The organism is Curtobacterium sp. ABR8 (assembly GCF_057812125.1).
Genome location: NZ_CM173818.1, coordinates 1,514,831 through 1,538,226, shown reverse-complemented (window position 1 = coordinate 1,538,226; position 23,396 = coordinate 1,514,831). Strand labels below are relative to the sequence as shown.

The following is a 23,396-nucleotide window of genomic DNA, read 5'->3' as shown; positions in this document are numbered from 1 at the left end:
TCGCAGAACGCGTGTGCAGCCCGGGCGGTCGGGTCAGACGTCGCGTCGACGTGCGACCGTCAGCGCGAGTGCACCCACGACGAGCACCTCGGCCGCCAGGACACCGAAGCCGCCCCAGCCGTTCAGGACGACACCGCCGTCGGTGGCGTTCTGGCCGTCGTACGAGTAGGCGTAGAGCTGGGCTCCGGCCATGTCCGGCAGGAACGTCGCGATGTTCGTCGGCCACTCGACGTTCATCAGCCCGCTCATGAGCGCGAGCACCGTCGGCACGACCAGCAGGAGGCCGAGCGTGATCGCGATGCCACCGGCGCTCGAGCGGACGAGCAGACCGATGCCGTACGCCAGGAGCGCCAGCAGGGTCAGGAACACCGACGAACCGAGGATCGGCAGGAACACCGACGGGTTCCCGATCTCCGGCTCCACACCGTTGCCGGCCAGCAGCGGCAGGGAGATGAGCACGCCGACCCAGGTCGCGACGGCACTGACGACGAACGTCGTGACCGCCAGGACCACGGCCTTCGCGAGCATCACACCGGTGCGCCGGGGGTCGGCCGTGAACGTCGAGCGGACCTGGCCCGTACCGTACTCACCGGTGATGATGAGGACGCCGAGCACCCCGACGACGAGCGACGAGAGCAGGACGCCCACGGTGTTGGCGTTCACGAACGTTCCGTTGGCGATGTCGGTGGGCAGGTCCTGCCCACCGCTGTTCGTGTTGGCACCGACGAGCGCGGCCATGCCGATGGTGACGACGACCAGTATCGCGTAGCACCAGAACGTGGACCGGATGCTGCGCAGCTTGATCCACTCGCTCCGCACCAGGTGCGGGAACGACAGACGGGTCGCGCCGTGCATGCGGGTCGACGGCGTGACGGGCGAGGTGGTGGCGCTCATCGGGTGCCCTCCGATCGGTACTCGACGTCGTCGCGGGTGAGGGCCATGTAGGCCTCCTCCAGGCTCGCGCCGGTCGGGGTGAGTTCGTGCAGTGCGACGCCGGCCTGGGCGGCGATGTTGCCGACCGTCGGTGCGTCGGGACCGACGACCAGGAAGGTGCCGTCCTCGCGCGGGGTCACGGTCGCGTTCGGGCCGATGGCCTGGAACAGCTGGTCGGGCGACGGCGTCCGGACGATGACCCGGCTGCCACCACCGGCGGCGCCAGGTGCGGCTCCCCCACCGGCGACGAACTCGGCGATCGGGGCGTCGGCCAGGACCTTGCCGCGGCCGAGCACGACCACGCGGTCGGCGGTCTGCGCCATCTCGCTCATCAGGTGGCTGGACAGGAACACGGTGCGGCCGTCGGCGGCCATCCGCCGGGCGAGCTGCCTGACCCACAGCACGCCGTCGGGGTCGAGGCCGTTGACGGGCTCGTCGAGGATCAGGGTCTTCGGGTCGCCGAGCAGTGCGGCAGCGATTCCCAGGCGCTGCCCCATGCCGAGCGAGAACCCGCCGACGCGCTTCTTCGCGACCGACTCGAGGCCGGTCATGTCGATGACCTCGTGCACGCGGGCCTTCGGGATGCCGTGGGTCGCCGCGAGCGAGAGCAGGTGGTTGTAGGCGCTGCGGCCCGAGTGGACCGCCTTCGCCTCGAGCAGGGCGCCGACCTGTCGGAGCGGGTCGCGGAACGTCGTGTACGGCTGGCCGTTCACCGTCGCGCTCCCCGCGGTGGGCCGGTCGAGGCCCATGATCATGCGCATCGTGGTGGACTTCCCGGCGCCGTTCGGCCCCAGGAAGCCGGTCACACTGCCGGGTCGGACGACGAACGAGACGTCGTCCACGGCGGTCTTCGGACCGTACTGTTTGGTGAGGTGGCTGACTTCGATCACGGCGGCCACGCTATTGCAGCGGTGTCCGGTGGCGCGTCCGTCGGAAGGGGGATGTGTCAGGTGCGCGGCGGCCGGATCCGCTCGACCCGGCGCCGCGTCCGGTCGGTGAGCTCGAGCTTGCCACTGCTGTGCAGGACGAGCAGCAGCAGTCCCAGCGCTACTGGAGCAGCGATGACGCCCGCGGAACCGCTGTCGGACAGGATCCCGCGCAACTCGTTGCCGACGACCGTGAGGATGTACGGAGTCAGGCCGAGCGTGATCGTGAAGACGACCGTCCAGAGCCGCGCCACCGCCAACCCGACGGCCACGACCTCGATCACCCCGACGGCGTACCAGGCCCAGAGGTTGCCGTCCCACAGGCTCCGGCTGGTCAGCCACGTCCCCGTCAGGTGGACGACGCTGCCGTAGCTGGCGACGCCCAGCAGGAACCACCCGACCGCGGCTGCTGCGGTGTGGTGGCTTCGAAACGGTCGACCGACGAGTGCGACCAGCGCGCAGGCCGTGAAGAGGGCGAGCGTGCCGCGGTCGACGCTCCAGACCCCCGGGAACCGGACGAACCAGTACGGGGTCACAACGGCAGCGAGGATGCAGACGGTCAGCGCGATCCGCCCGACCGCCCACCGACCCGCGAGCGCCGCGGCGAGGGCGACGAGCCAGAGCGCGGCGAACACGAAGCCGGTGTCGCGGAACAGCCCGACCTGCACCAGCGACTCCGGCGCCGGGTTGCCGTGGATCCACGGCGCCCAGCTGCTGACCAGGAACTCGGCGAGCGCGAAGCCGGTGCCCATGGTGAGGGCGATCGTGCTGCCCGCGTCGCGGACGTGCGGCACGACGATCCGGTCCAACCGCGCGGAGACCGCGTGCCCGACGATGTCCAGCCGTTCCTGTCGCGTCGGAGCGGCACGGCCCTCGGCGTCCGCGACGTCGAGGAGCGTCCCGACGAAGGCGTCTTCGTTCGCTGCTCGCCACGTGCGCGGGTACCACCTCGTGAGCCGGCGGTACCGGGCTTCGAGCGGTGAGCCGCTCCGCTGGGCGGTCATGCCGCTCCCCCGGCCGTCGCCGTCGACGCACGCCCGAGCCGGGTGCGGAGGACGCGCAGCTTCGCGTCCAACCGTGCTGCCTCGTCGGCCAGCCGCTGCTCGCCCTCGATCGTGATCACGAAGTAGCGCCGAAGTCGACCGCTGACGACCTCGTCACCATCGCCCTGCACCAGCCCGTCCTTCTGGAGACGCTCGAGCGACGCGTACAACGTGGTGACCGCGAGTGCGACGCGTCCTTCGGAGAGCTCGGCCACCGCCTGGATGATCGCGTACCCGTGCTGTCGACCGCCCGTCAGGCTGGTCAGGATCCAGAAGACGGGTTCGCGGAGTTCCCCACTGCTCATGACCAGAAGCATATACCCGCAACGGGAGTATTCCCAGAACAGGAATCGCGCGAAGGATGCTCGTGCACGGGCCGCACCGGCGGCTAGCCTGACGCCGTGAAGCAGGCACAGGACGACGGACCGTTCTTCCACGGCACCAAGGCCGACCTCGTGCCGGGCGACCTGCTCACCGCGGGCTTCCGGTCGAACTACCGCCCCGAGGTGGTCATGAACCACGTCTACTTCACGGCGGTCTCCGACGGCGCCGGGCTCGCTGCCGAGCTCGCCGCCGGTGACGCCGAACCGCGGGTCTACGAGGTCGCGCCGATCGGCCCGTACGAGGACGACCCCAACGTCACCGACAAGAAGTTCCCCGGCAACCCGACCCGGTCCTACCGCAGCACCGAACCAGTCCGGATCGTCCGCGAGGTCACCGACTGGCCCCGACTCACGTCCGACGCGCTGCGCCTGTGGCGCGAGCGCCTGGCCGCACTGCGCGCGGACGAGCGCGGGGAGATCATCAACTGAGCCGGCTCGCGGACGGGAGGCGCGGGGCGGGGCCGCCACGGGCCTCCCGTCCGCTCCGTCCCATCTCAGGGCCCCGAACCCGCCCCGCGGACGTCAGCGGCTGAGCGCGTCGCTCGTCGTGACGGTCGCGAAGCTGCCGTCGAGCGCCGCCATGAAGGCGGCGTGGACGCTCGCACCCGGGACGGTGACGCCCCCGGAGGTCAGGTCCGGCGCCGCGCACGCGTCGGCGACGACCGTCGCGGTGAAGCCGAGTTCGTGTGCGGCCCGGGTCGTCGAGTCGATGCACATGCTGCTCATCATCCCGACGATGGTGACCTCGTCGACTCCGGCGTCGGTCAACAGCTCCTGCAGTCCGGTGCCGATGAAGCTGTTCGGAGCGTGCTTCTCGATGATCGTCTCGCCGTCGACGGGAGCGACCGACGGGTGGAAGTCGAGGCCCGGCGTGCCCGGCACGAAGAACGTGGCGTCGGGGTCGGTGGACACGTGGAAGACGTGCACCACCAGGTCGCCGGCAGCGCGGAAGGAGTCGAGCACCGCGCGGGCGGCGGCGGCGGCGGCCTCGGGTTCGACGAGGGGGAAGGCCCCGCCCGGGAAGTAGTCCAGCTGGATGTCGACGAGGAGCAGCGCGCGGGTCATGGGGTCAGTATGGCGCGCCGCGGGCCTCAGACCGGGCCGTGTCCGGGCTGTTCGTCGCCGGGGTCGCGGGCGAAGGCCAGGCTCTCCGCGATGATCGCGAGCACGACGTCCACCTCGTGGTCGTCGCGCGGCCCGTAGACGAGGAACTCGGTGCCGTGGTCCTCGTACTGGTGCGGGGTCGCCCACCCGAGAGCGGTGAGCTCGACGCCGCGAGCCGCCGGCAGGCACAGGTGCACCGAGGTGTCGTCGACACCGTGCACGTGCACGGGTTCGAGGCGCCCCTCGGGAGCGAGCGACGTCCACGGCACGACGTGGTCGGCACGGTCGCGGAGGAACAGTGCGCGCGACGACGCCGGCGAGACCTGACTGTGGCCCTCGACCACGTCCGGCAGTGCCAGGGCGCTCGCGACGAGACGTCCCCACCGTTCCGGCGTCGCACGATCGGTGAGCTGACGTTGTGGCCCGTCGTCGGAAACGGACGGGCGGACACCGGGGCGAGGTGTGGAGATCACCGTTCGACGCTACCGGCACGCTCCGCCGCCGCGGGTCACGGTTTCGCGCCGTTGCCGAACGAACCGTGCAGGGTCGTGTCCGCGAAGGCCGTCGTGTCGATCACGGCGCGGACGCGGTCGAGGACGCCCTGGTCCTCCGAGTCCACGCCGATGACGAGTGAACCGTGGTCGACGCGCATCGTGTACGGGATCGAGGCCTCGAGCCCGGTCACGTGCGGGGTCGCGGCGAGGGTCGCGAGTCCCTGCGCCACCGCGGTCGACGTCGACTCGGGGATCTGCTGGTCGAACGTGCCGTCGTAGTGCAGGGTGCTCGCGATGTGCCCTTCGCCCGCCGGCACGGTCAGGGTCAGGTCCACGCCGGTCCACGCCAGCTCGGTGGCCATCGTCGTCGGGACGGCTCCGGCCTCCGACGGTGTCGCGTCGGGGTCCATCGTCACCGTGAACCGCGACGCGAAGTGGTTCGCCGTGACCCACCGGGTGGAACAGGTCGGGTCGGGAGTGGAGCTGGGGGTGTTCGTGGTCGTCTGCGTGGCCTCGGCGACGGACGGGAACGCACGGACCTGTCGGAGCGCGGTGCCGACCTGGCTCGCGACGGCGGGGTCGAGGGTCGGCGCCGGGGTCTGTTCCGGTGTAGGGTCCGCTTGCTCCGGTGCTGGCACGTCGTCGCGCGGACAGGGCGCCGTCTCGGTGCCGTTCGATCCGTCGGACGACCGCAGTGCGTCGTGTGCCAGGCCCTCGACGGTCGAGCACGCCGTGAGCGGCACGGTGCAGGCAAGGGTGACGAGGAGACCGAGGACGAGACGAGCGCGCACCGAACCAGTCTCGCCGCCTCGTGCTGCGCTGGGGAGCTGGTCGAGCGCGCTGTGTCCCGGGTGCTACGCGGCACCGCCTGTGTCACAGGTGATCCGCGGCGTCGTGCGATGACGGGAGAGCTGCCCGTCCGGTGCCTGACCCGAACAGGGCCGGACGGACAACTCCTGATCCCGTTACTGCGGGTTGTTCGGAACCGGGCCCCGGATCGATTGCCCGGGCGTACGAACGCGCCCACGTCGAAGTTCGGGTCGACGACGAGGGCGCGTCCGGTAACGGGTCATGAACGACCGGACTCATTCGGAGCCCCCGTTCGAGGGGTTTGGTCGTGTGCGGATCCCCGACTCAGCGCTGCTGGTCCTCCAGGTCGAGCGACGAGGTCAGTTCCGGGAACGCCCGTGCCTGCTCGTCCAGCTGCTGTGCCTTCCGCAGGACCCCCGCGACGCTGTCCGCTCCGGCCACGAGGCGCACCGGCGGCTCGGACATCTCGGTCAGCGCCAGGAGCGTGCGGGCGAGCTTCTCCGGATCGCCGATCTGCTTGCCCTCCATGCCGCGGAAGAACTCCTTGGTCTGGTCCGAAGAGGACCGGTAGTCGTCGAGGTGGACGTCGCCCCAGAACGTGGAGCTGCCCTCCGCGAGCAGGTCGGTGCGGAAGAAACCGGGCTCGACGACGGTGGTGTGGATGCCGAACGGCAGGACCTCGTCGTGCAGTGCCTCCATCCACCCCTCGAGCGCGAACTTCGACGCGGCGTACGCGCTCCCTCCGACACCGGCGACGATGCCGGCGGTCGAGCTGATGGTGATGACCCGACCGGAGCGCTGTGCCCGCATCACGGGGAGCACCGCGCGGGTGACGTTCAGCGCACCGAAGAAGTTCGTCTCCATCTGCGCGCGGAACTGCTCCGGCGAGACCTCTTCGAAGAAGCCGCCCTGGAAGCTGCCGGCGTTGTTCACGAGCACGTCGATGCGGCCGAACCGTTCGATCGCGGCGTCGACCGCGCTCCGGACGGTGCGCTCGTCCGTGACGTCCAGCGCGACGGCGAGCAGCTCGTCGTGCTGGCCGACGGCCGCGACGACACGTTCCGGGTCCCGCCCGGTCGCGACGACGTGGTGTCCGGCGTCCAGGGCCGCACGCGCGAAGTCGGTGCCCATGCCGCGGCTGGTCCCGGTGATGAAGAAGGTCTGGGGTTCGGTCATGCTCCCAGCGAAGACCACTTCCGCGCAACGAGTGAGGCTCTGCCGAAACGGGGTCGAGCAGAACCTCCCTTCCGCCGCTCGAGCCGCCCTACCGTCAGGGACATGGACCCCCTCGTGACCACGACCCCGTCGACTCCGTCGACCACTCCGGTTGCCGACGACCGGCTGCCGTGGTTCCCGCTCGCACTGCTCGCGGCGATCGGGTTCGTGCTCGTCGCCATGGAGACCATGCCCGCGGGGCTCCTGCCGGTCATCGCCGACGGCATGGGGACGTCCGAGGGCACGGTCGGACTGTTCGTCAGCGCCTACGCGATCGGCACGGTCATCGCCACGGTGCCGGCGATCGCCCTCACCCGGAGCCTGCGTCGCAAGCCGTTGCTCATGACGGCCATCGCCGTGCTGGTCATCGCGAACACCCTCACCGCGTTCGCCCCGAACGTGACCGTCGCGCTCGTGACACGGTTCGTCGCCGGCGCGGCGTCCGGCGTCATCTGGGGCATGTTCGCCACCTACGCGCGGCGCATCAGTCCCGCTCGGTTCGCGGGCGTCTCGCTCGCCATCGTCTCCACGGGCGCGCCCGTCGGCTTCGCGCTGGGCACGCCGCTCGGGTCGTTCATCGGTACCGCCCTGGACTGGCGGTGGTCGTTCATCGGCCTCAGCCTCGTCGGGGTCGTCATCCTCGCGCTGATCGCCGTGTTCGTGCCGGATGCACCGGGCCAGACCGGCACCGCGAAGCTCTCCGTCGTCAAGGTGTTCCGCATCCGCGGGATCGCGGTCATCCTCGCCGTCATCGCCACGTGGATGGTCGCGCACAACACGATCTACACCTACATCTCGCCGTACCTGCGGGTGACCGGCACCGACCTCAGCGCCGGGCTCGTCCTCCTCGTCTACGGCATCGCGGCGATCCTCGGCGTCGTGATCACGGGCGCGCTCCTCGACCGGCATCCTCGTCCCCTGCTGCACCTGAGCGTCGGACTGTTCGTCGTCACCGGGGTCGTCCTGCTCGTCGGTCACGCGTCGCCGGTTGCGGTCCTCGTCGCCGCCGTCCTGTGGGGTGTCAGTTTCGGTGGTGCCTCGACGCAGCTGCAGGCGGCGCTCACCACGGCCGGAGGAGAGAACGCCGACGTCGCCAGCGCGTTCCTGCCGGTCGCGTTCAACATCGCGATCTTCGTCGCCGGGGTCTTCGGAGCCGCGCTGTTGACCGTGTTCGACGGACTGGTCCTGGCCGTGGTGATGATCGTCTTCGGGACGGTCGCGGCGCTGCTCACGCTGGTGGGCCGGCGGTCGGCGTTCCCGGCGCGGCTCTAGTCGACAGCCGGCGGACGAGGCCGCCGACACCGCCACGGTTCAACCGTTGACGAGGTCGCCGCCCCACGTCAAGTCGCTGTCCTCGTCGACCGGGAACGCCTCGAACCGGTCGTCGGCCAGGACCGCGTCGACCAGGGCGCGTGACCCGGCGACGATCGTCGAGTCCCAGTCGATCTCCGACGCGAGCACCCAGGAGTGGTCTTCCGGCCAGAGCATCTGCGGCGTGTGGTGCAGATCCGCGACCGTCCCGATCCGGGCGCGGTCCAGCCACGTCGGGTCGGCGAGCTGCGGCAGGGTCATCGAGAGGAGGAGGCACTCGCGGTGCGGCCAGTCGAAGCGTTCGACAGCGAGGGCAGCACGGACCGCCGCCTGCTCGTCGTGGTGCGCCGCTCGCCGCTCGACGACGTACCGCTGCATCGACTCGATCTCCTCTGCGGTGGGCTCGTCCGGACCCTGCCAACCGACGGCGAGCGTCGAACCGCCGCTCAGTTCCGCCCACCCACCCCAGACCGCCGCGACCAGGTCGTCCGGCGTCGACGTGGCCTCGGCCAGGTGCTCAGTGAGCGCAGCAAGCAGGATCGGCTCGAACCAGCCTTCCTCGGGCGGGTCGACGCGCCATCCGTCCTCGAACACCAGGTCGGACTCGTTGGGCCGGCCGGTCAGGCTCCGCCACTGCACCAGCGGATGCATCGTCTTCCCGGTGCGAGCCGCGACCTCCGCCCACGGCCACACCGCCGACTCGACGTCCGGGTGGTCGCCCCACTCGTCCTCGATCGAACGGTCCTCGCGATCCGCCGACACCGGGTGGAGGATGCGTGCGGAGGCGTCGAAGCCGGTTCCGACTGTCCCACCCACGGTGGCGAACGCCCCCGCCCGGGCGAGCAGCCAGGCGCCGCGGGACACGTCGGTGATCAGTTTCACCTGCCGAGCCTAGGACGAGCCCCGACCGGCACCGTCCGCGTGCACCGGCAGCGTCGGCAGAGCCGGGGCCGGATCCGTCGCGAGCCGGGCGTGGGTCTCCACGTCGAAGCGTTCGACGCCGTACCGCAGCTTCTGTCGCTCGATGCCCTCTGCGGCGAACCCCGCGGCGGTGGCGACCCGGCAGGACGCGGGGTTGTTCACCCGGTGCCCGAGCTCCAGGCGGAACAGCCCGACGCCGAACGCCCAGGACGAGACGCCGGCGAGCGCCGCCGTCGCCAGTCCGCGTCCGCGTGCCCCACGCGCCAGCCAGTAGGACGCCCAGGCCGTTCCGTGCCGGAACTCGATCGCGGCGAGCCCGACGTTCCCGACCGCGACACCGTCGTCCACGAGCGCCCAGTTCTTCGCGCGGTCGCCGAATCCGAGGAAACGGCTGATGTGCTCGCGCGACTGCGCCTCGTCGCGCAGGTCGGCGTCGGGGAACTGCGTGTCCAGGTCCGGCGTCGTCCGCCGGGCGAGGAGCAGCGCGGGTGCGTCGTCGACCGACCACGGGCGCAGGGCGACCGCCATGTGATCAGCCGGCGGCCGGCGGCAGCGGACGGGATGCGCGCAGTCCTGGGAACTGCTCGTCACGCCACTCACCGTCGACGGGCACGCCGCTCACGGCCGCACGTTCTTCGCGCTCCCGCAGCTCCACGCGTCGGATCTTGCCCGAGATGGTCTTCGGCAGCTCCGCGAACTCGACCCGCCGCACGCGTGCGTACGCCGGGAGCGCGGTCCGCGCGTACGCGAGCACCTGCTCGGCGGTGTCCGCGGTCGCCTCGAACCCGGCGGCGAGGGTGACGTACGCCTTGACGACGTTGAGCCGGGCGTCGTCCGGGGCGGGCACGACGGCACTCTCGGCCACGGCGGGGTGCTGCAGCAGGGCGCTCTCGACCTCGAACGGGGACACCTTGTAGTCGGACGACTTGAACACGTCGTCGGTCCGACCGATGAAGGTCAGCTCTCCGTCGGCGTCCCGGACCGCGATGTCGCCGGTGTGGAAGAAGCCGTCACGCATCGACGCCGCGGTCCGGTCGGGGTCGCCGAGGTACTCCGCCATCAGGTTGACCGGCCGCTCGTCGAGGTCCAGACAGACCTCGCCCTCGTCGCCGGGCTGCCCCGTCACCGGGTCCAGCAGCGTCACGGTGACGCCGGGCAACGCGCGCCCCATCGCGCCCGGGGTCACGGTGCCGCCGGGGGCGTTGCCGATGATCGCGGTGGTCTCGGTCTGCCCGTAGCCGTCGCGGATGGTCAGGCCCCAGGCGCGCTCGACCCGGTCGATGACCTCGGGGTTCAGTGGTTCACCGGCCGAAACGACCTCGCGCAGTGCCCGAGGGCGCGCGCCGAGCTCGGACTGGAGCATCATCCGCCAAGCGGTGGGCGGTGCGCAGAACGTGCTCACCTCGGCGGCGTCCAGCTGGGCGAGGAGCGCGGCCGGATCGAACCGCGGGGTGTCGTGGACGAAGACGGTCGCCTCGGCGATCCACGGCGCGAAGAAGCAGCTCCACGCGTGCTTGCCCCAGCCCGGCGAGCTGATCGCCAGGTGCACGTCCCCGGTCCGGAGGCCGAGCCAGTGCATCGTGCTGAGGTGCCCGACTGGGTAGGACGTCTGGGTGTGCACGACCATCTTCGGCTTCGAGGTCGTTCCCGACGTGAAGTAGACGAGGCAGGGATCGGTGGTCTTGGTGACCACGACCGGTCGTGACTCCCCCGCGGGCGCTGGTTCGCCGAGGTCTGAGGGGTACTCCGTCCAGCCGTCCGCAGCGCCACCGATCGCGATACGGGAGAAGTCCCCGCGGACGTCGTCGTACTTCGCGGTCTCGCTGCGGTTCGTGACGACGTGCGCCACCGCTCCGCGGTCGACGCGGTCCTGCAGGTCGGCGGTGTCGAGCATCGTCGACGTCGGCAGGATCACCGCTCCGAGCTTGATCACCGCGAGCATCGTCTCCCACAGCTCGAGCTGGTTGCCGAGCATGACCAGCACGTGGTCGCCCTTGCGGACGCCGTGCTCGTGCAGGCGCACGGCCAAGCGGTCGGACCGGGCGGCCATCTCCGCGTAGCTGAGTCGCTGTTCCGAGCCGGCCGCGTCGACGATCCAAAGCGCGATGCGGTCGTTGCCGGCCGCGATGACGTCGAACCAGTCGTCCGCCCAGTTGAAGGTGTCGCCGAGGTCCGGCCACCGAAAGTCGGCACGGGCGGCATCGGCGGACTCTGCGGAGAGCAACTGGTCACGAGCAGCGCGGTACGCGGCGGTCACGTTCGGGTTGGGCACGGACCGATCATGCCGCATCCGTCTGGTCGCCGATCCCGAACAGCCGACGTGCGTTCCCCGATGTGAAGGCATCGCGGGCCGCGTCCGAGGGGCACTCCTGCAGGAACGCCTCGATCTCGTCGGCGGAGGGCTGCTGGAACGGGTGGTCGGTGGAGAACAGCAGCCGATCGGGCGTCGTGACCTCGAGCGCGTGCCGGAGCAGGGTGGGACTGAGCATGCCCGAGCTGGTGATGTGGACGTTGGAGCGGACGGTGTCGGAGACCTTCCGCTCGAGCCCGGCGACCCGCGACAGGCTGTCCGCACGGTCGAGCCAGAAGAGCAGCAGCTCGCCCCAGTGGCCCAGCACGATCTGCAGGTCCGGGTACCGGTCGAAGGTGCCACCGACGATGAGACGGAGTGCCGCTCGTGCCGCCTCGAGGTGCCACCCCCACCCGAAGGTCGCCAACCCGAGCTCGACCATCGGGTCGAATCCCTCGTACGCCGCTTCGCGCAGACGCTTCGACGGGATCTGCGGGTGGATGAAGACCGGCTGCCCGAGCGACGCCGCGGCGGCGAAGAGGTCGTCGTACCGCCGGTCGTCGAGCGGCACCTCGCCGGTCCGCCCGTAGACCATCGCCCCCACGCAGCCGAGGCCGGCGGTGCGCTGCAGCTCGGCGACGGCGGCCGCCGGGTCCGCCATCGGCAGGGTCGCGAACGCACGGAACCGGTCCGGGTGGTCCGCCACCGCGGCGATCGCGATGTCGTTCGCCTGCCGGCTCAGCGGGATCGCGTCCGCGGCGTCGAGCGGCTGCGCTCCGGGAGGTGCGAGCGACAGCACCTGCACGTCGATCCCCTGCTCGTCCATCGCCGCGAGCCGGGCGTCGCCGAGGTCACGGAGTCGCTCACCGTTGTCGCCGAGCTCGTCCAGCGCGGTGCTCGGGTCGCGGCGGTCCTCGGGCAGGGCGTTGACCGCGTCGGTCAGTGCCGGGTGGTTCCAGTGCTCTTCGATCGCGATCAGGGTCATCGGGTGCCTCCGTCAGGTCTCGCGCCGACGCAGTCGCTCATCGGCGTTGAGTGAACCGTACACCTCACTCAACACCGTAGAGTCAGTCGCATGACCGAGACTTCTCGTGACGCGAGACGCGCGCAGACCGCCGAGCGCATCCGCGAAGCTGCGCGGCAGCAGTTCGGTGCGAACGGGTACGAGGGCACGACGATCCGGAGCATCGCCGCAGCGGCGGGCATCGATCCGTCGCTCGTGATGCAGCACTTCGGGTCGAAGGCAGCGCTGTTCGCGACCGCCGTGCAGCTGCCAGCCGTGTCGGACGGCGGGGCTGAGCGCGCGGCTGCCGACCACCTGCTCGACGTCCTGGGGATCCGGTTCGACGCACTCCCCGCCGAGACGGCGGCCCTCGTCCGGTCGATGCTGACGGTGCCCGAGGCCACGGACACGATGCGCGGCTACCTCGATGAACGGGTCGAGAACCTGACGCGGTCACTCGACGGCGACGACGCGCGGCTGCGGGCCGTGATGACCGTGAGCGGGATCCTCGGCATCACGATCACGCAGCACTTCCTGCGTCTCAGCGCGTTCGAGGGTGCGTCCCGCGACGACCTCCTCCGCGCGGCGCAGGGCTGGGTCGAATCGCTCACGACGGAGTCCGGATCACCCGGTCGCTGAACCGGATCAGTCCAGACCGTTCAGCCACGTCTCGAGCCACGGCACGACCTCCGAGAGGTCCGTCGTGTCGATCGCGGACGACGCTGCCGCCCGTGCTGCTCCGGTCGCGTTGAGAGCCAGTGCCGCCGGGACCACCTCGAAGAGCGGGATGTCCGACCGGCTGTCCCCGATCGCACAGCACCGCTCGATCGGCACGCCACGAGTCAGCGCGTACCGAAGCGCAGCGTCTCGTTTGTCGAACTCGTCGAAGTGCTCCGCCACCGTCCCGTCGTGGGTCTGGCCCGTCACCCCGACCCGCGGTCCGCCGTTGGCGACGAACCCGAACCGTCGTTCGAGTGACACCGTGACGGGCTGCCACGCGAGCGACGCGAGCACGGGGAGGATCTGGTGCGTGCGACACCACGCCACCACGAGCTCCAAGCCGGCGAGTACCGGCAGGTCCTCGAGCCATCGCTCGACGGCCGTCGTCGATGCACCGCGCCAGCCGGCGGCGTCGATCTCGCTCACCTGACGGTTCGTGAGGGTGCCGTCGGCGTACTGCCGCTCGGCCTCGTCCAACGCCTTCCGATGGCCGAGACGCGCTGCGAGGTGACTGCTGCTCGAACCGGTCGACACGAGGGTCCCGTCGACGTCGAAGAAGACGATGCCGCGGACCGGTTCCGTCACGGCTCCCGATCCTCCGGCATCGCGGCGCGGATCGCCGCGATCGTGTCGGCGGTCGCCTCGTGCAGGTGCGCGCGGATCCCCATCGCGCGGGCAGCCTCGATGTTCTCCGGCACGTCGTCGATGAAGAGGACATCGGCGGGTGCGGCGTCGAGCCGGTCGAGCACGATCCGGAACGCCTCGGGTTCCGGCTTCGTGACCCCGATCTCGTGGCTGTAGGAGATCGGGTCGAACACCGCCGAGAACCCGAACCGTCGCTCTTCCTCCTCGCGCGCGCCGTCCCCCGAGTTGGACAGGATCGCGAGTCCGACCTGCCCGCGCAGACCGGCGAGGAAGTCGAAGAGCGGCTGGTTCAACGTGCCGCAGTACGCATCCCAGAAGTCGGCTCGCATCGACGCGAGCACCTCGGCCGAGGCTCCGAGGGCCGCGCCGATCGTTCCCCAGTACTCGTCGTCGACCCCGGTCCGCCGCGCGGCATCGGGCAGGTCGGCGTTCGACAACCGCGCCGAGAACTCCTCGTCCGTCATGCCGAACGCAGCCGCCCACCTCGTGCGGAACTGCCCGGGCCACGCTGCGTCGTCGACCTGCTCGAGCACCCCGCCGACGTCGAGCAGCAGCCACCGCACCCCACCGCCCGTCATGCGGAGGCCCCGTCGAGTCGACGGATCATCTCGAGCTCCCGCTCGTCGGGCGCGAGGACGTACGGCTCCGTCGCTCCGGTCGGCTCGTACCCGCGCCGCGCGTAGAAGGCCTGGGCCCGCAGGTTGCGCTCGTGCACGTGGAGTCGGAGCGTGTCGCCGTGGCCGGATGCCCACGACTCGATCGCGTCCAGCAGGGCATCGGTCACACCAGCCGCACGGCCGCGGTGCGACGGCGCCACGTACACGCCGACCAGCAACGGGCCGGTCACGGCATCGGGGATGAACGACCCCATCGCACCGACCCAGCGGCCGTCGGCGTCGATCGCCACGAGTGCGGTGCCGCCGGTGTCCTGACCGCGCCGGCCCCGTGCACGCCACTCCGCCTCGTCGAGCTGCTCGGCGTCGGCCAGGTGCTCCGCGTAGGCCATCGGGGTGTCCCGGAGCATCTCCAGGCGGAGCGCTCGGACGGCTTCCCAGTCGGCTTCGGTCGTCGGTCGGATCGTGATCCCCTGCATGGACCGAGCCTAGGACAGCGGGGGGTCGGCGAAACTCGTCCGAACTGGTTCCAATCGACTTCGGGCAGGGCGCCGAATCACCTGCACAGACCGGGAACCACCCGGAGCGCTCACCAGCCGCACACTGCTGGTTCTCCACCCTGCACCAGGGTGTGTTCGGCGCGCACACAGCAGCCGCGCCGAGCGCGACACCTCAGCAAAGGAAACGATCACCATGCGCAAGAGCCTGAAGACCTCCATCACCCTCGCCACGACCGGCGCCCTCGTCCTCGGCGGTGCCGCGTTCGGCATCTCCTCCGCCCAGGCCGCCACCCCCTCGATCCACACCGTGTCGTCGTCCGAGTCGAAGATCCCCGCACCGGTCGCATCGGTCCCCGAGGTCCTCGGCGGGTCCACCGCCGTGAAGCTCGACTCCGGCTTCACCGACGCCCTCACCGCCCTGAAGCTCACCCCCGGCGTCTCCGGAGACGCGACCCTCGCCGACGGGTCCGTGTCGTTCCCGATCACCGCCGGATCGGTCACGTACTGGTCGCCGGACGGCAACTACCGCCCCTACGTGCAGGGCATGCTCAACCACGACGACTCCGGCCTCACGCTCAAGGCCGGCGACACCACCGTCACGCTCGAGAACTTCGTCGTGAACCCGGGCTCGTCCAAGCTCTACGGTGACGTCCTGGTCAACGGCAAGGTCGCCGCGTCCAACGCGTACCTGTTCGAGCTCTGGGGCGGTTCGCTCAAGCCCCTCCAGCTCGAGGGCGACAACGCCATCCTCACCGGCACCACCGTCCACGTCTCCGAAGACGCCGCCGGCCTGCTGAACAAGACCTTCGGCACCGACGCCGTCAAGCGCGGCCTCCTCGTCGGCACCGCCACCATCACCGCACAGATCAAGTAACACCCCCACGTACTCCGGCTGTGCATGGCAGACCGGAACGGCCAACGCCCCGTCGCTCGCGACGGGGCGTTGCTCGTGTGTGGGGGCACCGGGTCAGCGAGCCCGCGCCCGGTACGCCCCCGGTGCACTCCCGCAGGCGCGGGTGAAGTGCACGTAGAAACTCGACTGCGACCCGAAGCCCGCGGCGTGCGCGATGTCCGAGGTCGTCATCGACGTCGTTGCGAGCAACCGCTGCGCCTCGGCCACCCGGCACCGTGTCAGGTACTCGACGATCGTGGTGCCGACGTCCTGCCGGAACACCGACATCGCGTAGTGCGGGTGCAAGTGTGCGGCCGCTGCGACGTCAGCGACCTCGATCGGTTCACGGAACCGGTCCACCACGAACCGCACCATGTCGATCACGCGGTGCATGGCATCCGCGGTGCCGTGCCCGCCGCCGGGCCGCAGGTCCACGGCGTCGCGGTGGTGCCGGAGCAGGCGACGCACGAGCGCCTGCGCCTCCAGGTTGGCGATGATCTCCGCACCGTCGTCCGCGAAGTCCCGCTGCCACGACCCGAGCATCGACTCGACGTCCCGACCGGCAGCGGTGGTCGGCACGACGACCGGGCGGTTCAGGAGCATCGCTCCGAGATCGTGGTCGGGCAGTCCCCACGCCAGCACCTCGGCCAGCGGGATGTGCACCCACCGGAACTCGCCCGTGCCGGTGCCGTCACCCACGAGCTGGTGCGGGGTCCATCCCCAGAACAGTGCGATCTCGCCCGCGTGCACGCTGACCGGCGCCCCGCCGAACCGGTAGTCCAGGTGCCCGTCGAGCACCAGGTTCATCTCGAGGTCGTCGTGCCGGTGGGACGACGCCATGAGCGGGGCCGGGCCGCGGTGGCTCCAGTACGCCGCTTCCATCGTCTCCACGTCGAGCACGATGTCGAGACTACGTCAGCGAGGGTCGGCCCGCGGGTTCAGGCTCAGGAGGACGGCTGGTACCCCGTCACGGAGCAGTCGTCCACGGTGAGCGTGCCGCCTGCGGCGGCGGCGTTCATCGAGAAGACCTGCATCGCGAGGGAATCCGCGGCCTCCTGCACGGAGCCAGTGGCATCGAGGCGCGTCCACACCCCGACGGTGAGTTCCCGGACGTCGAAGCCGGTCCACCCGGAGTGCGGAGCGATCGGTGTGGTCGGAGTCGTCGGCGGATCTGATGGGGCCCACTCCCGACTGCGGAACGCGACACTCGTGCCGGTCGTGCTCGGACGGACCCAACACGACGCCCGGAACCACGCGTGCCGCTGCGCATCGGTCGCCACGGTGCGCGTCGCGCCGACCGTACCGGCGGTGGTCGAGGCCGGAGTCACGGTGATCGCCCCCTTGCCGTTGCGCGTCACCGTCGTCGTCCGGTCCACCGACCCGTTCCCCATCGGCAGCCATCCGTCCTTGCCGCGCTCGAAGCCGGGGTCGGAGAGCATCTCGCCGGGGGTGGTCACGACCGGGATCGACTTCGATGGCACGTAGGTCTGGACACCACAGGCGGTGGAGACGAACAAGCGGTGCTGTGCGATCGCCAGGTTCCCGCCAGATCCGCCGTCCGTGCACGGTGCGACGAACTCACTACGGCGGACGCCGGTCGACTCGTCGAGCGCCAGGACGGTCGTCTCGTCCGTGGATCCGCTCATCGACGTGATCCACACGAGACCGTTCGCGACCAGCGGAGCGCTGGCTGCATCCCACGGGAAGATGCTGTTCATCGGGAACGAGTGTGTCCAACGCACCGTGCCGGTGACCAGGTCGACCGCGCGCAGTGTGGCCGCCTTCGCGGGCGACGACGTGTCACCGTACGTCGTGAAGAAGCCCGTGCGGCCGTCGAACGCGATGGACTGGGCGGACTGCGGGAGCGTCCGCACGATCCTCCCGGTCTTCGCGCCGAGCACGATCGTCTTCGGCCCAGGCACGTAGACCAGTCCGTCGTGCAGCGAGGGCCTGGCGCTGCTCTGGTTCGGCCAGATGCCCGTCAGGTCCTTCGGGTACAGCGTGCGCCAGAGGCCGCGGCCCGATGCGTCGGACGCGGTGGCGCCCATCCCGGACGCGTAGAACAGACGTCCGCCGGCGACGAAGGACCAGCCAGGGCGGCCGACGTCGACCCGTGGTTTCCAGAGTGCCCCGCCGGTTCGAGCCGACAGGACGACGTCGTCGTTGGTGATGAGCCCGGCTCCGACGCTGAGGTTGCCACCACGGGTGCTCACGGGACCGGTCCACAGTCGACCGCCGGTCCGGGCGGAGAGCGAGTCGACCATGGTCTGACTGGTGGCGGGGTCGTCGCGCTTGACGTAGACCGTGCCACCGGAGACGATCGCCTCGTCGACCGAGTGGTACTGCTTCCGCCAGACGAGGGCACCGGTCGCGATGGTGTACGCGGAAACGCTCGCGCACTGGTACTGCGACTCCGCCACGATCGTGAGGGTCCGGCTGACGCTGATCGAGGACGCGCCGACCCCGCCCGACTGCGGACAGAGCGGCGGCCCGTTGCGCCAGCTCGGCGCGACGGTCGCGGGCACGGAATCAGTGAACTGGGCGTTCTGGTTCGCCCCGTCGTTGCCCAGGCCGGCCACGCTGTTGCCACCGGCCGGGTACGCCAGACGGGTCGGGACGATCGCGGGCAGCGCAGCAGCGGTCGTCGTCACAGCGCCGGCCGAGGTCGGGACGACCAGGCCGGCGGTCAGGAGACCGACGCCGACCATCGCGGTGAGAGTGGGGCGCCATCGCATGGCGGGCTCCGTTCGGGTCCATCGGACGCCGAGCGTCGGCGCTGATCGACCCTATCCTTCGAGGCGACCTCAGGTCGCACTCCGTCCGCGATCGATCCGAGGATCCTGGAACCCCACCGTCCGGATCCGGAGGACCGCGCACCCCCGCGCTTCCTACCGTCGAGACATGACCAAGATCACCATCATCGGCGCCGGCGGCTTCGTCTTCCCCTTCCGCCTCATCGGCGACCTCGTCTCCTTCCCGGCCCTGCAGGACGCGACGTTGCACCTCATGGACCTCGACGCGGGCCGGGTCGCCCGCACCGCGACCGCAGCCCGCGAGCTCGTCGCCCACCACGGCCTCGGTGTCGAGGTCCTCGAGACCACGGACCGTCGCGAGGCCCTGGCGGGTGCGGACGTCGTCATCATCACGTTCCAGGTCGGCGGCGTCGAGTCGTACAAGTGGGACGTCGAGATCCCCCGCAGGTACGGCATCGACCAGGCGGTCGGCGACACCGTCGGCCCGGGTGGTGTCTTCCGCTTCCTGCGGTCGGTCCGCGCGTACGAGGACATCGCCCGCGACGCCCTCGAGCTCTGCCCGGACGCCCAGTTCATCAACTACGCGAACCCGATGGCGATGGCCACGGCGTTCCTCAACGCGAAGGGGCTCCGGACGGTGGGGCTCTGCCACAGCGTGCAGGGCACGACCCGCATGCTCGCCCGCACGCTCGGCGTGCCGTACGACGAGGTCGAGTTCGTCAGCGCCGGCATCAACCACCAGGCGTGGATCCTCGAGTTCAGGCGTCGCAACGGCGAGGACCTGTACCCGCGTCTGCGCGAGGTGATGACGGCGAAGCACCAGCGGGGTGTCGCGGCGTCCGACCTGCACGACGACGACGGCGACCACAGCGAGGCTGCTGCGGCGGCGAGCAACTACGAGGGCGGCAACGAGCAGGTCCGCACCCAGCTGATGCGCTCGTTCGGGTACTTCGAGACCGAGTCGAGCCACCACGCCAGCGAGTACGTGCCGTACTTCCGCAAGGACCCGGAGACGGTGCTCGAGTACATCCCGGAGCGCTGGGACTACTACGAGATCTGCCTGGCGCACGACGAGCAGGGCGACGTGGACACGCAGCTCGAGAAGCTCAAGGCGGACCTGTCGCCGAGCGTCGAGTACGGCGCGAGCATCGTGAACGCGATCGTGACGGGTGTGCCGGCGGTGGTCTACGGCAACGTGCCGAACGCCACGGGCGTGATCCAGAACCTGCCGTCCGACGCCTGCGTCGAGGTCGCGTGCCTGGTCGACGGCAAGGGGGTGCAGCCGACGTCGTTCGGAGAGCTGCCGCCCCAGCTCGCGGCGATCAACCGCACCAACACGAACGTGCAGACCCTGGCGGTGCGCGCCGCGCTGACGGGCAACGTCGAGCACGTCCACCACGCGGTCGCGCTCGACCCGCTGACGGCGGCGCACCTGACGCTCGACCGCATCGCCGAGATGACCGACGAGCTCCTGCACGCCCACGCGGCGCTGCTCCCCGAGTCGCTGCGTCCGGCGGACGCGGTCGCCGCTGACCAGGTGGCCGACCGGGAGGCCCGCCCCGCGCTCGTCTGAACCGTCGCGCCCGACGCGGGGTCGGGTCCAGGACGCGACCCCACGTCGGACGCGCGGCGCCCCGTGTGCGCACCCCGCGCCTCCCGGCCGACCTGCACGGCACCACGACCTCAAAGGAGAGGACCATGCCGACCCGACCATCCCCCCAGCTCGCCAGACGGGGGTTCCTCGCCCTCGCCGGCATCTCGCTGACCGGCGCGCTGGCCGCGTGCGCCGGCGGCGGCACGACCGGCCGCGGCGGGACGAAGCACATCCGCCTGTCCACCTGGAACATCCCGACGGACATCACGAGCTACCAGGCGATCGCCGACGAGTTCGTCGCGGCGCACCCCGGCACGAGCGTCGCCGTCGAGGTGACGACCGGGCAGTTCCACCAGTGGTTCATCACCCGGCTCGCCGCCGACCTGGCGCCGGACGTCATCCGGATCACCCCGCAGCAGATCGGCCGGTACGCCGCGAACGGCAGCCTGGTCGACATCTCGGGTGCCGTCCCGGCGGACTACCGGAAGGACTACAGCGACCCGTTCTGGGCGATCGGCGCGCGGGACGACGGCGTGTTCGGCGTCTTCCAGCACACCGACAACTTCATCACGTACTACAACCGCGACGTCATGGAGCAGATCGGTGTCACGCCGCCCGAGGCCTTGGCCGACGCGTGGACGTGGGACGAGTTCCTGGAGATCGCGAAGGAGGTCAAGCAGGTCACCGGCAAGTACGCGTTCGGCTACGGCTGGTCCTCGCCCGAGACGGCCTACCGGTGGCTGCCGCTGGTCCACCAGAACGGCGGCGCGTTCCTCGGCGAGGACGGCGCCACCCCGTCGATGGACACCCCGGAGGCGATCGACGCTCTGGCCTTCGGCCGGAAGTGGTACGCCGAGGGACTCGCCACCACGGGCAACCTCAGCAAGAGCGGCGGCGGCGACGTCTCGCGGAACCTGTTCCTGACCGGGCAGATCGGCATGATGCTCAACAACCCGGAGTCGATCGCGCAGCTCGACACCGACATGCCGGACAACTGGGGCACGGCCCCGATGATCCGGAACGTCGGCGAGGCGAGCGACCTGGGCGGCAATGCCCTGGCCGTCACGAAGTCGAGCAAGCACCCGGAGCTCGCGGCGGAACTCGTGGCGATGATCACGTCCCGGTCGAAGATGCAGCAGTTCTGCCACGACGGGAACTGGCTGCCCGCCCGGAAGTCCCTCGATGCGAAGGACATCGGGTACGCCGCGAACACCGACACGATGCAGCGGTTCATCGACCAGGGGACGACGATCCCGCTCTCGATGGTGAAGGCCGAGAGCGGCGAGTACTTCAGCTCGCTCAACGCGGTGTTCGCCGACTACCTCGACCTCTGCCTGCTCGGGCAGCTGAGCCCGAAAGAGGCCTCGAACCAGATGATGGAGGCGATGCGCAGTGTCACTGCGAACTGAGACCGCGCCGGTCCGCACGACGGCGTCGACCGCCCCACCGACCGGCGGACTCCCCGCGGGCGGCGGCGCCCGCCGAAGTCGGGGCCGCTTCGTCCCGTACGTGTTCATCGGCCCAGCGGCGCTGCTGTTCCTCGGGTTCTCGCTCGTCCCGATCATCACGGCGATCGCGCTGAGCTTCCAGGACTCCAGCACCTCGCTCGGTGACGGCACCTGGGTCGGCGGGAAGAACTTCGTCGACATGGGCTCCGACCCGCTCATCGGCACGGCGCTCCGGAACACGCTCGTGTTCACGCTCGGCACCGTGCCGACCTCGATGGCGATCGGGCTCGCGCTGGCCGTCGCCCTGAACCGGCCACTGCCCGGGCGCTCGGTGTTCCGCGCACTGTTCTTCGTGCCGATGGTCGCCGCCGGCGTCGTGGTGGGCGTCATCATGTCGTGGATCTTCAACGGCGACTACGGCGTCGTGAACAACCTGCTCGAGGCGCTCGGGCTGGGGCGCGTGCCCTGGCTGACCGCGCCGGGGTGGGCGATGGCGACCCTGGTGGTCGTCGTGGTCTGGACCCGGATCGGGTTCTGCATGGTGATCTACCTCGGCGCGCTGCAGTCCGTGCCCGCCGAGCTCAAGGAGGCCGCCGCGATCGACGGCGCCTCGCGATGGGTCCGGTTCCGGACCATCACGTGGCCGCTGCTCCGTCCGACGACGTCGATCCTGCTCATCCTGAACGTCGTGTTCTCGTTGCAGGCCTTCGACGTCATCTACGTGATGACCGGCGGTGGCCCCGGCTTCTCGACGACCGTGCTGATCCAGTACGTGTTCCGGTCGGCGTTCATCGATGCCCGGATGGGCTACGCCGCGGCGCTCGGACTGGTGCTCGTCGCGATCCTGCTCGTGTTCACGCTGCTCCGGCAGCGCGCCAACCTCAAGGCGGAGGAGATGCTCTGATGGCCGTACTCGATGTCCGTGGTCCCCGCAGCCGTCCGGTCGGAGCCCGCGCCCGGCGCCGGCCTGGTCGCTGGGTGCTCGTCGCCGGGCTCACCGCCCTGGCGATCCTGATGGTGTTCCCGCTGTACTGGATGGTCGTCTCGGCGCTCACCCCCGGCGGGCAGTCGCAGAGCGGCACGTTCTCGCTGTTCCCGACCCGGCCGACGTTCGAGAACTACACGCAGGTGTTCAGCACGCAACCGGTCTGGCGGTGGCTCGGCAACTCCGCGCTCATCACCAGCGTCGGCACCGCGTTGAGCGTCGTCGTCTCGCTGATGGCCGGCTACGCCCTGGCGAAGTTCCGCTTCGTGGGCCGCGGGCTGCTGTACTCGGCGTTCCTCGTCACGATCATGATCCCGATCCAGGTCACCCTGGTGCCGAGCTTCCTGGTCGTCGCGAAGATCGGCCTGGTCGACTCCCCCTGGGCGGTGATCCTGCCGACCGTGTTCGACGTCGTGGGGATCTTCATCGCCCGGCAGTTCATGCTCGGGGTGCCGGACGCCCTGATGGAGGCCGCTCGGCTCGACGGCGCCGGCGAGTTCCAGACGTTCTTCCGGGTGGTGCTGCCATCGTGCGGTCCCCTGGTCGGCGTGCTCGTCATCCTCGGCTTCATGACCCGGTGGAACGACTTCCTGTGGCCGCTCGTGGTCCTGCAGGGCAACGAGAACCTCACCGTGCCGGTGGCCCTGTCCACGCTGACGAACAACCCGGCGTTCAGTTCGCCGTGGGGAGCCGTCATGGCCATCGCGACCGTGACCGTCCTGCCCCTGCTCGTGGTGTTCCTGGCGTTCCAGCGGCAGTTCGTGCAGGGCATCGCGTCGACCGGCATCAAGTAGCGCGGGCGGCAGGCGTAC

At 70.4% G+C, this 23,396-nt stretch carries 25 protein-coding genes; 8 read left to right on the top strand and 17 right to left on the bottom strand.

What is annotated here, in order from left to right; all coding sequences use genetic code 11:
• Nucleotides 1-33: 33 nt before the first annotated feature.
• From ACXKZB_RS07480 to ACXKZB_RS07465, 4 genes are read right to left on the bottom strand one after another with little or no spacing between them, the layout of a single operon-like run.
• Complete coding sequence (locus tag ACXKZB_RS07480) at nt 34-894, bottom strand: ABC transporter permease (protein WP_488825461.1); 861 nt, start codon at nt 892-894, stop codon at nt 34-36.
• Nucleotides 891-1,823: an ABC transporter ATP-binding protein gene (locus ACXKZB_RS07475; protein ID WP_123314435.1), complete on the bottom strand. Its 933-nt coding sequence runs from the start codon at nt 1,821-1,823 to the stop codon at nt 891-893. The genes ACXKZB_RS07480 and ACXKZB_RS07475 overlap by 4 nt, the downstream gene beginning before the upstream one ends.
• A 56-nt stretch (nt 1,824-1,879) precedes the next feature.
• Nucleotides 1,880-2,863, bottom strand: coding sequence for a hypothetical protein (locus ACXKZB_RS07470; RefSeq protein WP_488825460.1), 984 nt, complete (start codon nt 2,861-2,863; stop codon nt 1,880-1,882).
• Nucleotides 2,860-3,207, bottom strand: a complete 348-nt coding sequence (locus ACXKZB_RS07465) for a PadR family transcriptional regulator (protein WP_488825459.1) — start codon at nt 3,205-3,207, stop codon at nt 2,860-2,862. Before ACXKZB_RS07465 ends, ACXKZB_RS07470 begins: the two co-directional genes overlap by 4 nt.
• Nucleotides 3,208-3,303: 96 nt before the next feature.
• Between ACXKZB_RS07465 and arr the strand changes: the two genes are divergently transcribed.
• Nucleotides 3,304-3,714 carry an NAD(+)--rifampin ADP-ribosyltransferase gene (gene arr, locus ACXKZB_RS07460; protein WP_488825458.1) on the top strand — a complete coding sequence of 137 codons (411 nt, stop codon included), beginning with the start codon at nt 3,304-3,306 and terminating at the stop codon, nt 3,712-3,714.
• A 93-nt stretch (nt 3,715-3,807) separates the two neighbouring features.
• Here the strand turns inward: arr and ACXKZB_RS07455 are convergent, their stop codons facing one another.
• The 4 genes from ACXKZB_RS07455 to ACXKZB_RS07440 all read right to left on the bottom strand — a co-directional run bounded on the left by ACXKZB_RS07455 (nt 3,808) and on the right by ACXKZB_RS07440 (nt 6,869).
• Complete coding sequence (locus ACXKZB_RS07455) at nt 3,808-4,350, bottom strand: cysteine hydrolase family protein (RefSeq protein ID WP_488825457.1); 543 nt, start codon at nt 4,348-4,350, stop codon at nt 3,808-3,810.
• 26 nt (nt 4,351-4,376) lie between these two features.
• Nucleotides 4,377-4,862 carry a luciferase domain-containing protein gene (locus ACXKZB_RS07450; RefSeq protein ID WP_488825456.1) on the bottom strand — a complete coding sequence of 162 codons (486 nt, stop codon included), beginning with the start codon at nt 4,860-4,862 and terminating at the stop codon, nt 4,377-4,379.
• 35 nt (nt 4,863-4,897) lie between these two features.
• Nucleotides 4,898-5,674 carry a hypothetical protein gene (locus ACXKZB_RS07445; protein WP_488825454.1) on the bottom strand — a complete coding sequence of 259 codons (777 nt, stop codon included), beginning with the start codon at nt 5,672-5,674 and terminating at the stop codon, nt 4,898-4,900.
• 343 nt (nt 5,675-6,017) lie between these two features.
• Nucleotides 6,018-6,869, bottom strand: a complete 852-nt coding sequence (locus ACXKZB_RS07440) for an SDR family NAD(P)-dependent oxidoreductase (protein WP_488825452.1) — start codon at nt 6,867-6,869, stop codon at nt 6,018-6,020.
• 102 nt (nt 6,870-6,971) lie between these two features.
• On the opposite strand from ACXKZB_RS07440, the gene ACXKZB_RS07435 reads away from it, so the two are divergent.
• Nucleotides 6,972-8,180, top strand: a complete 1,209-nt coding sequence (locus ACXKZB_RS07435) for an MFS transporter (RefSeq protein ID WP_488825450.1) — start codon at nt 6,972-6,974, stop codon at nt 8,178-8,180.
• Between the two features lie 39 nt (nt 8,181-8,219).
• Here ACXKZB_RS07435 and ACXKZB_RS07430 read toward each other — a convergent pair whose 3' ends face one another.
• From ACXKZB_RS07430 to ACXKZB_RS07415, 4 genes are read right to left on the bottom strand one after another with little or no spacing between them, the layout of a single operon-like run.
• Nucleotides 8,220-9,101, bottom strand: coding sequence for a hypothetical protein (locus ACXKZB_RS07430; protein WP_488825448.1), 882 nt, complete (start codon nt 9,099-9,101; stop codon nt 8,220-8,222).
• Nucleotides 9,102-9,110: 9 nt separating this feature from the next.
• Nucleotides 9,111-9,668, bottom strand: a complete 558-nt coding sequence (locus tag ACXKZB_RS07425) for a GNAT family N-acetyltransferase (RefSeq protein ID WP_488825446.1) — start codon at nt 9,666-9,668, stop codon at nt 9,111-9,113.
• 4 nt (nt 9,669-9,672) lie between these two features.
• Nucleotides 9,673-11,430, bottom strand: a complete 1,758-nt coding sequence (locus ACXKZB_RS07420; RefSeq protein WP_488825444.1) for an AMP-binding protein — start codon at nt 11,428-11,430, stop codon at nt 9,673-9,675.
• Nucleotides 11,420-12,415, bottom strand: a complete 996-nt coding sequence (locus tag ACXKZB_RS07415; RefSeq protein ID WP_488825442.1) for an amidohydrolase family protein — start codon at nt 12,413-12,415, stop codon at nt 11,420-11,422. The genes ACXKZB_RS07420 and ACXKZB_RS07415 overlap by 11 nt, the downstream gene beginning before the upstream one ends.
• Before the next feature lie 90 nt (nt 12,416-12,505).
• Between ACXKZB_RS07415 and ACXKZB_RS07410 the strand changes: the two genes are divergently transcribed.
• Complete coding sequence (locus ACXKZB_RS07410; protein ID WP_488825441.1) at nt 12,506-13,072, top strand: TetR/AcrR family transcriptional regulator; 567 nt, start codon at nt 12,506-12,508, stop codon at nt 13,070-13,072.
• A gap of 6 nt (nt 13,073-13,078) precedes the next feature.
• On the opposite strand, the gene ACXKZB_RS07405 is transcribed toward ACXKZB_RS07410, so the two are convergent.
• From ACXKZB_RS07405 to ACXKZB_RS07395, 3 genes are read right to left on the bottom strand one after another with little or no spacing between them, the layout of a single operon-like run.
• Entirely contained in the window at nt 13,079-13,738 is a 660-nt protein-coding gene (locus ACXKZB_RS07405) for an HAD family hydrolase (RefSeq protein ID WP_488825439.1), read from the bottom strand.
• A complete protein-coding gene (locus ACXKZB_RS07400) occupies nt 13,735-14,376 on the bottom strand; it encodes an HAD-IA family hydrolase (protein WP_488825437.1) in 642 nt (213 codons plus the stop codon). Before ACXKZB_RS07400 ends, ACXKZB_RS07405 begins: the two co-directional genes overlap by 4 nt.
• Nucleotides 14,373-14,891, bottom strand: coding sequence for a GNAT family N-acetyltransferase (locus ACXKZB_RS07395; RefSeq protein ID WP_488825436.1), 519 nt, complete (start codon nt 14,889-14,891; stop codon nt 14,373-14,375). The genes ACXKZB_RS07400 and ACXKZB_RS07395 overlap by 4 nt, the downstream gene beginning before the upstream one ends.
• A gap of 214 nt (nt 14,892-15,105) precedes the next feature.
• Between ACXKZB_RS07395 and ACXKZB_RS07390 the strand changes: the two genes are divergently transcribed.
• Nucleotides 15,106-15,786: a hypothetical protein gene (locus tag ACXKZB_RS07390; RefSeq protein ID WP_123310723.1), complete on the top strand. Its 681-nt coding sequence runs from the start codon at nt 15,106-15,108 to the stop codon at nt 15,784-15,786.
• Nucleotides 15,787-15,879: 93 nt separating this feature from the next.
• Here the strand turns inward: ACXKZB_RS07390 and ACXKZB_RS07385 are convergent, their stop codons facing one another.
• Together ACXKZB_RS07385 and ACXKZB_RS07380 are read right to left on the bottom strand one after the other, a co-directional pair.
• Nucleotides 15,880-16,704, bottom strand: a complete 825-nt coding sequence (locus tag ACXKZB_RS07385; RefSeq protein ID WP_488825434.1) for a helix-turn-helix domain-containing protein — start codon at nt 16,702-16,704, stop codon at nt 15,880-15,882.
• Nucleotides 16,705-16,748: 44 nt separating this feature from the next.
• Nucleotides 16,749-18,539, bottom strand: coding sequence for an outer membrane protein assembly factor BamB family protein (locus ACXKZB_RS07380; RefSeq protein ID WP_488825433.1), 1,791 nt, complete (start codon nt 18,537-18,539; stop codon nt 16,749-16,751).
• 166 nt (nt 18,540-18,705) lie between these two features.
• Between ACXKZB_RS07380 and melA the strand changes: the two genes are divergently transcribed.
• From melA to ACXKZB_RS07360, 4 genes are all read left to right on the top strand, one after another.
• Nucleotides 18,706-20,130, top strand: a complete 1,425-nt coding sequence (gene melA, locus ACXKZB_RS07375; RefSeq protein WP_488825432.1) for an alpha-galactosidase — start codon at nt 18,706-18,708, stop codon at nt 20,128-20,130.
• Nucleotides 20,131-20,255: 125 nt separating this feature from the next.
• Entirely contained in the window at nt 20,256-21,560 is a 1,305-nt protein-coding gene (locus ACXKZB_RS07370; protein WP_488825431.1) for an ABC transporter substrate-binding protein, read from the top strand.
• Entirely contained in the window at nt 21,544-22,503 is a 960-nt protein-coding gene (locus tag ACXKZB_RS07365; RefSeq protein WP_488825430.1) for a carbohydrate ABC transporter permease, read from the top strand. The genes ACXKZB_RS07370 and ACXKZB_RS07365 overlap by 17 nt, the downstream gene beginning before the upstream one ends.
• Nucleotides 22,503-23,378 carry a carbohydrate ABC transporter permease gene (locus ACXKZB_RS07360; RefSeq protein WP_488825428.1) on the top strand — a complete coding sequence of 292 codons (876 nt, stop codon included), beginning with the start codon at nt 22,503-22,505 and terminating at the stop codon, nt 23,376-23,378. The genes ACXKZB_RS07365 and ACXKZB_RS07360 overlap by 1 nt, the downstream gene beginning before the upstream one ends.
• Nucleotides 23,379-23,396: the final 18 nt, after the last annotated feature.

What these genes read in the sequence shown, in the direction of transcription:
- ACXKZB_RS07480 (WP_488825461.1), bottom strand. Translation starts at nt 894, where the DNA reads ATGAGCGCCACCACCTCGCCCGTCACGCCGTCGACCCGCATGCACGGC.
- ACXKZB_RS07470 (WP_488825460.1), bottom strand. Translation starts at nt 2,863, where the DNA reads ATGACCGCCCAGCGGAGCGGCTCACCGCTCGAAGCCCGGTACCGCCGG.
- ACXKZB_RS07465 (WP_488825459.1), bottom strand. Translation starts at nt 3,207, where the DNA reads ATGAGCAGTGGGGAACTCCGCGAACCCGTCTTCTGGATCCTGACCAGC.
- ACXKZB_RS07455 (WP_488825457.1), bottom strand. Translation starts at nt 4,350, where the DNA reads ATGACCCGCGCGCTGCTCCTCGTCGACATCCAGCTGGACTACTTCCCG.
- ACXKZB_RS07440 (WP_488825452.1), bottom strand. Translation starts at nt 6,869, where the DNA reads ATGACCGAACCCCAGACCTTCTTCATCACCGGGACCAGCCGCGGCATG.
- ACXKZB_RS07435 (WP_488825450.1), top strand. Translation starts at nt 6,972, where the DNA reads ATGGACCCCCTCGTGACCACGACCCCGTCGACTCCGTCGACCACTCCG.
- ACXKZB_RS07425 (WP_488825446.1), bottom strand. Translation starts at nt 9,668, where the DNA reads ATGGCGGTCGCCCTGCGCCCGTGGTCGGTCGACGACGCACCCGCGCTG.
- ACXKZB_RS07420 (WP_488825444.1), bottom strand. Translation starts at nt 11,430, where the DNA reads ATGCGGCATGATCGGTCCGTGCCCAACCCGAACGTGACCGCCGCGTAC.
- ACXKZB_RS07415 (WP_488825442.1), bottom strand. Translation starts at nt 12,415, where the DNA reads ATGACCCTGATCGCGATCGAAGAGCACTGGAACCACCCGGCACTGACC.
- ACXKZB_RS07410 (WP_488825441.1), top strand. Translation starts at nt 12,506, where the DNA reads ATGACCGAGACTTCTCGTGACGCGAGACGCGCGCAGACCGCCGAGCGC.
- ACXKZB_RS07400 (WP_488825437.1), bottom strand. Translation starts at nt 14,376, where the DNA reads ATGACGGGCGGTGGGGTGCGGTGGCTGCTGCTCGACGTCGGCGGGGTG.
- ACXKZB_RS07395 (WP_488825436.1), bottom strand. Translation starts at nt 14,891, where the DNA reads ATGCAGGGGATCACGATCCGACCGACGACCGAAGCCGACTGGGAAGCC.
- ACXKZB_RS07390 (WP_123310723.1), top strand. Translation starts at nt 15,106, where the DNA reads ATGCGCAAGAGCCTGAAGACCTCCATCACCCTCGCCACGACCGGCGCC.
- ACXKZB_RS07380 (WP_488825433.1), bottom strand. Translation starts at nt 18,539, where the DNA reads ATGCGATGGCGCCCCACTCTCACCGCGATGGTCGGCGTCGGTCTCCTG.
- melA (WP_488825432.1), top strand. Translation starts at nt 18,706, where the DNA reads ATGACCAAGATCACCATCATCGGCGCCGGCGGCTTCGTCTTCCCCTTC.
- ACXKZB_RS07370 (WP_488825431.1), top strand. Translation starts at nt 20,256, where the DNA reads ATGCCGACCCGACCATCCCCCCAGCTCGCCAGACGGGGGTTCCTCGCC.
- ACXKZB_RS07360 (WP_488825428.1), top strand. Translation starts at nt 22,503, where the DNA reads ATGGCCGTACTCGATGTCCGTGGTCCCCGCAGCCGTCCGGTCGGAGCC.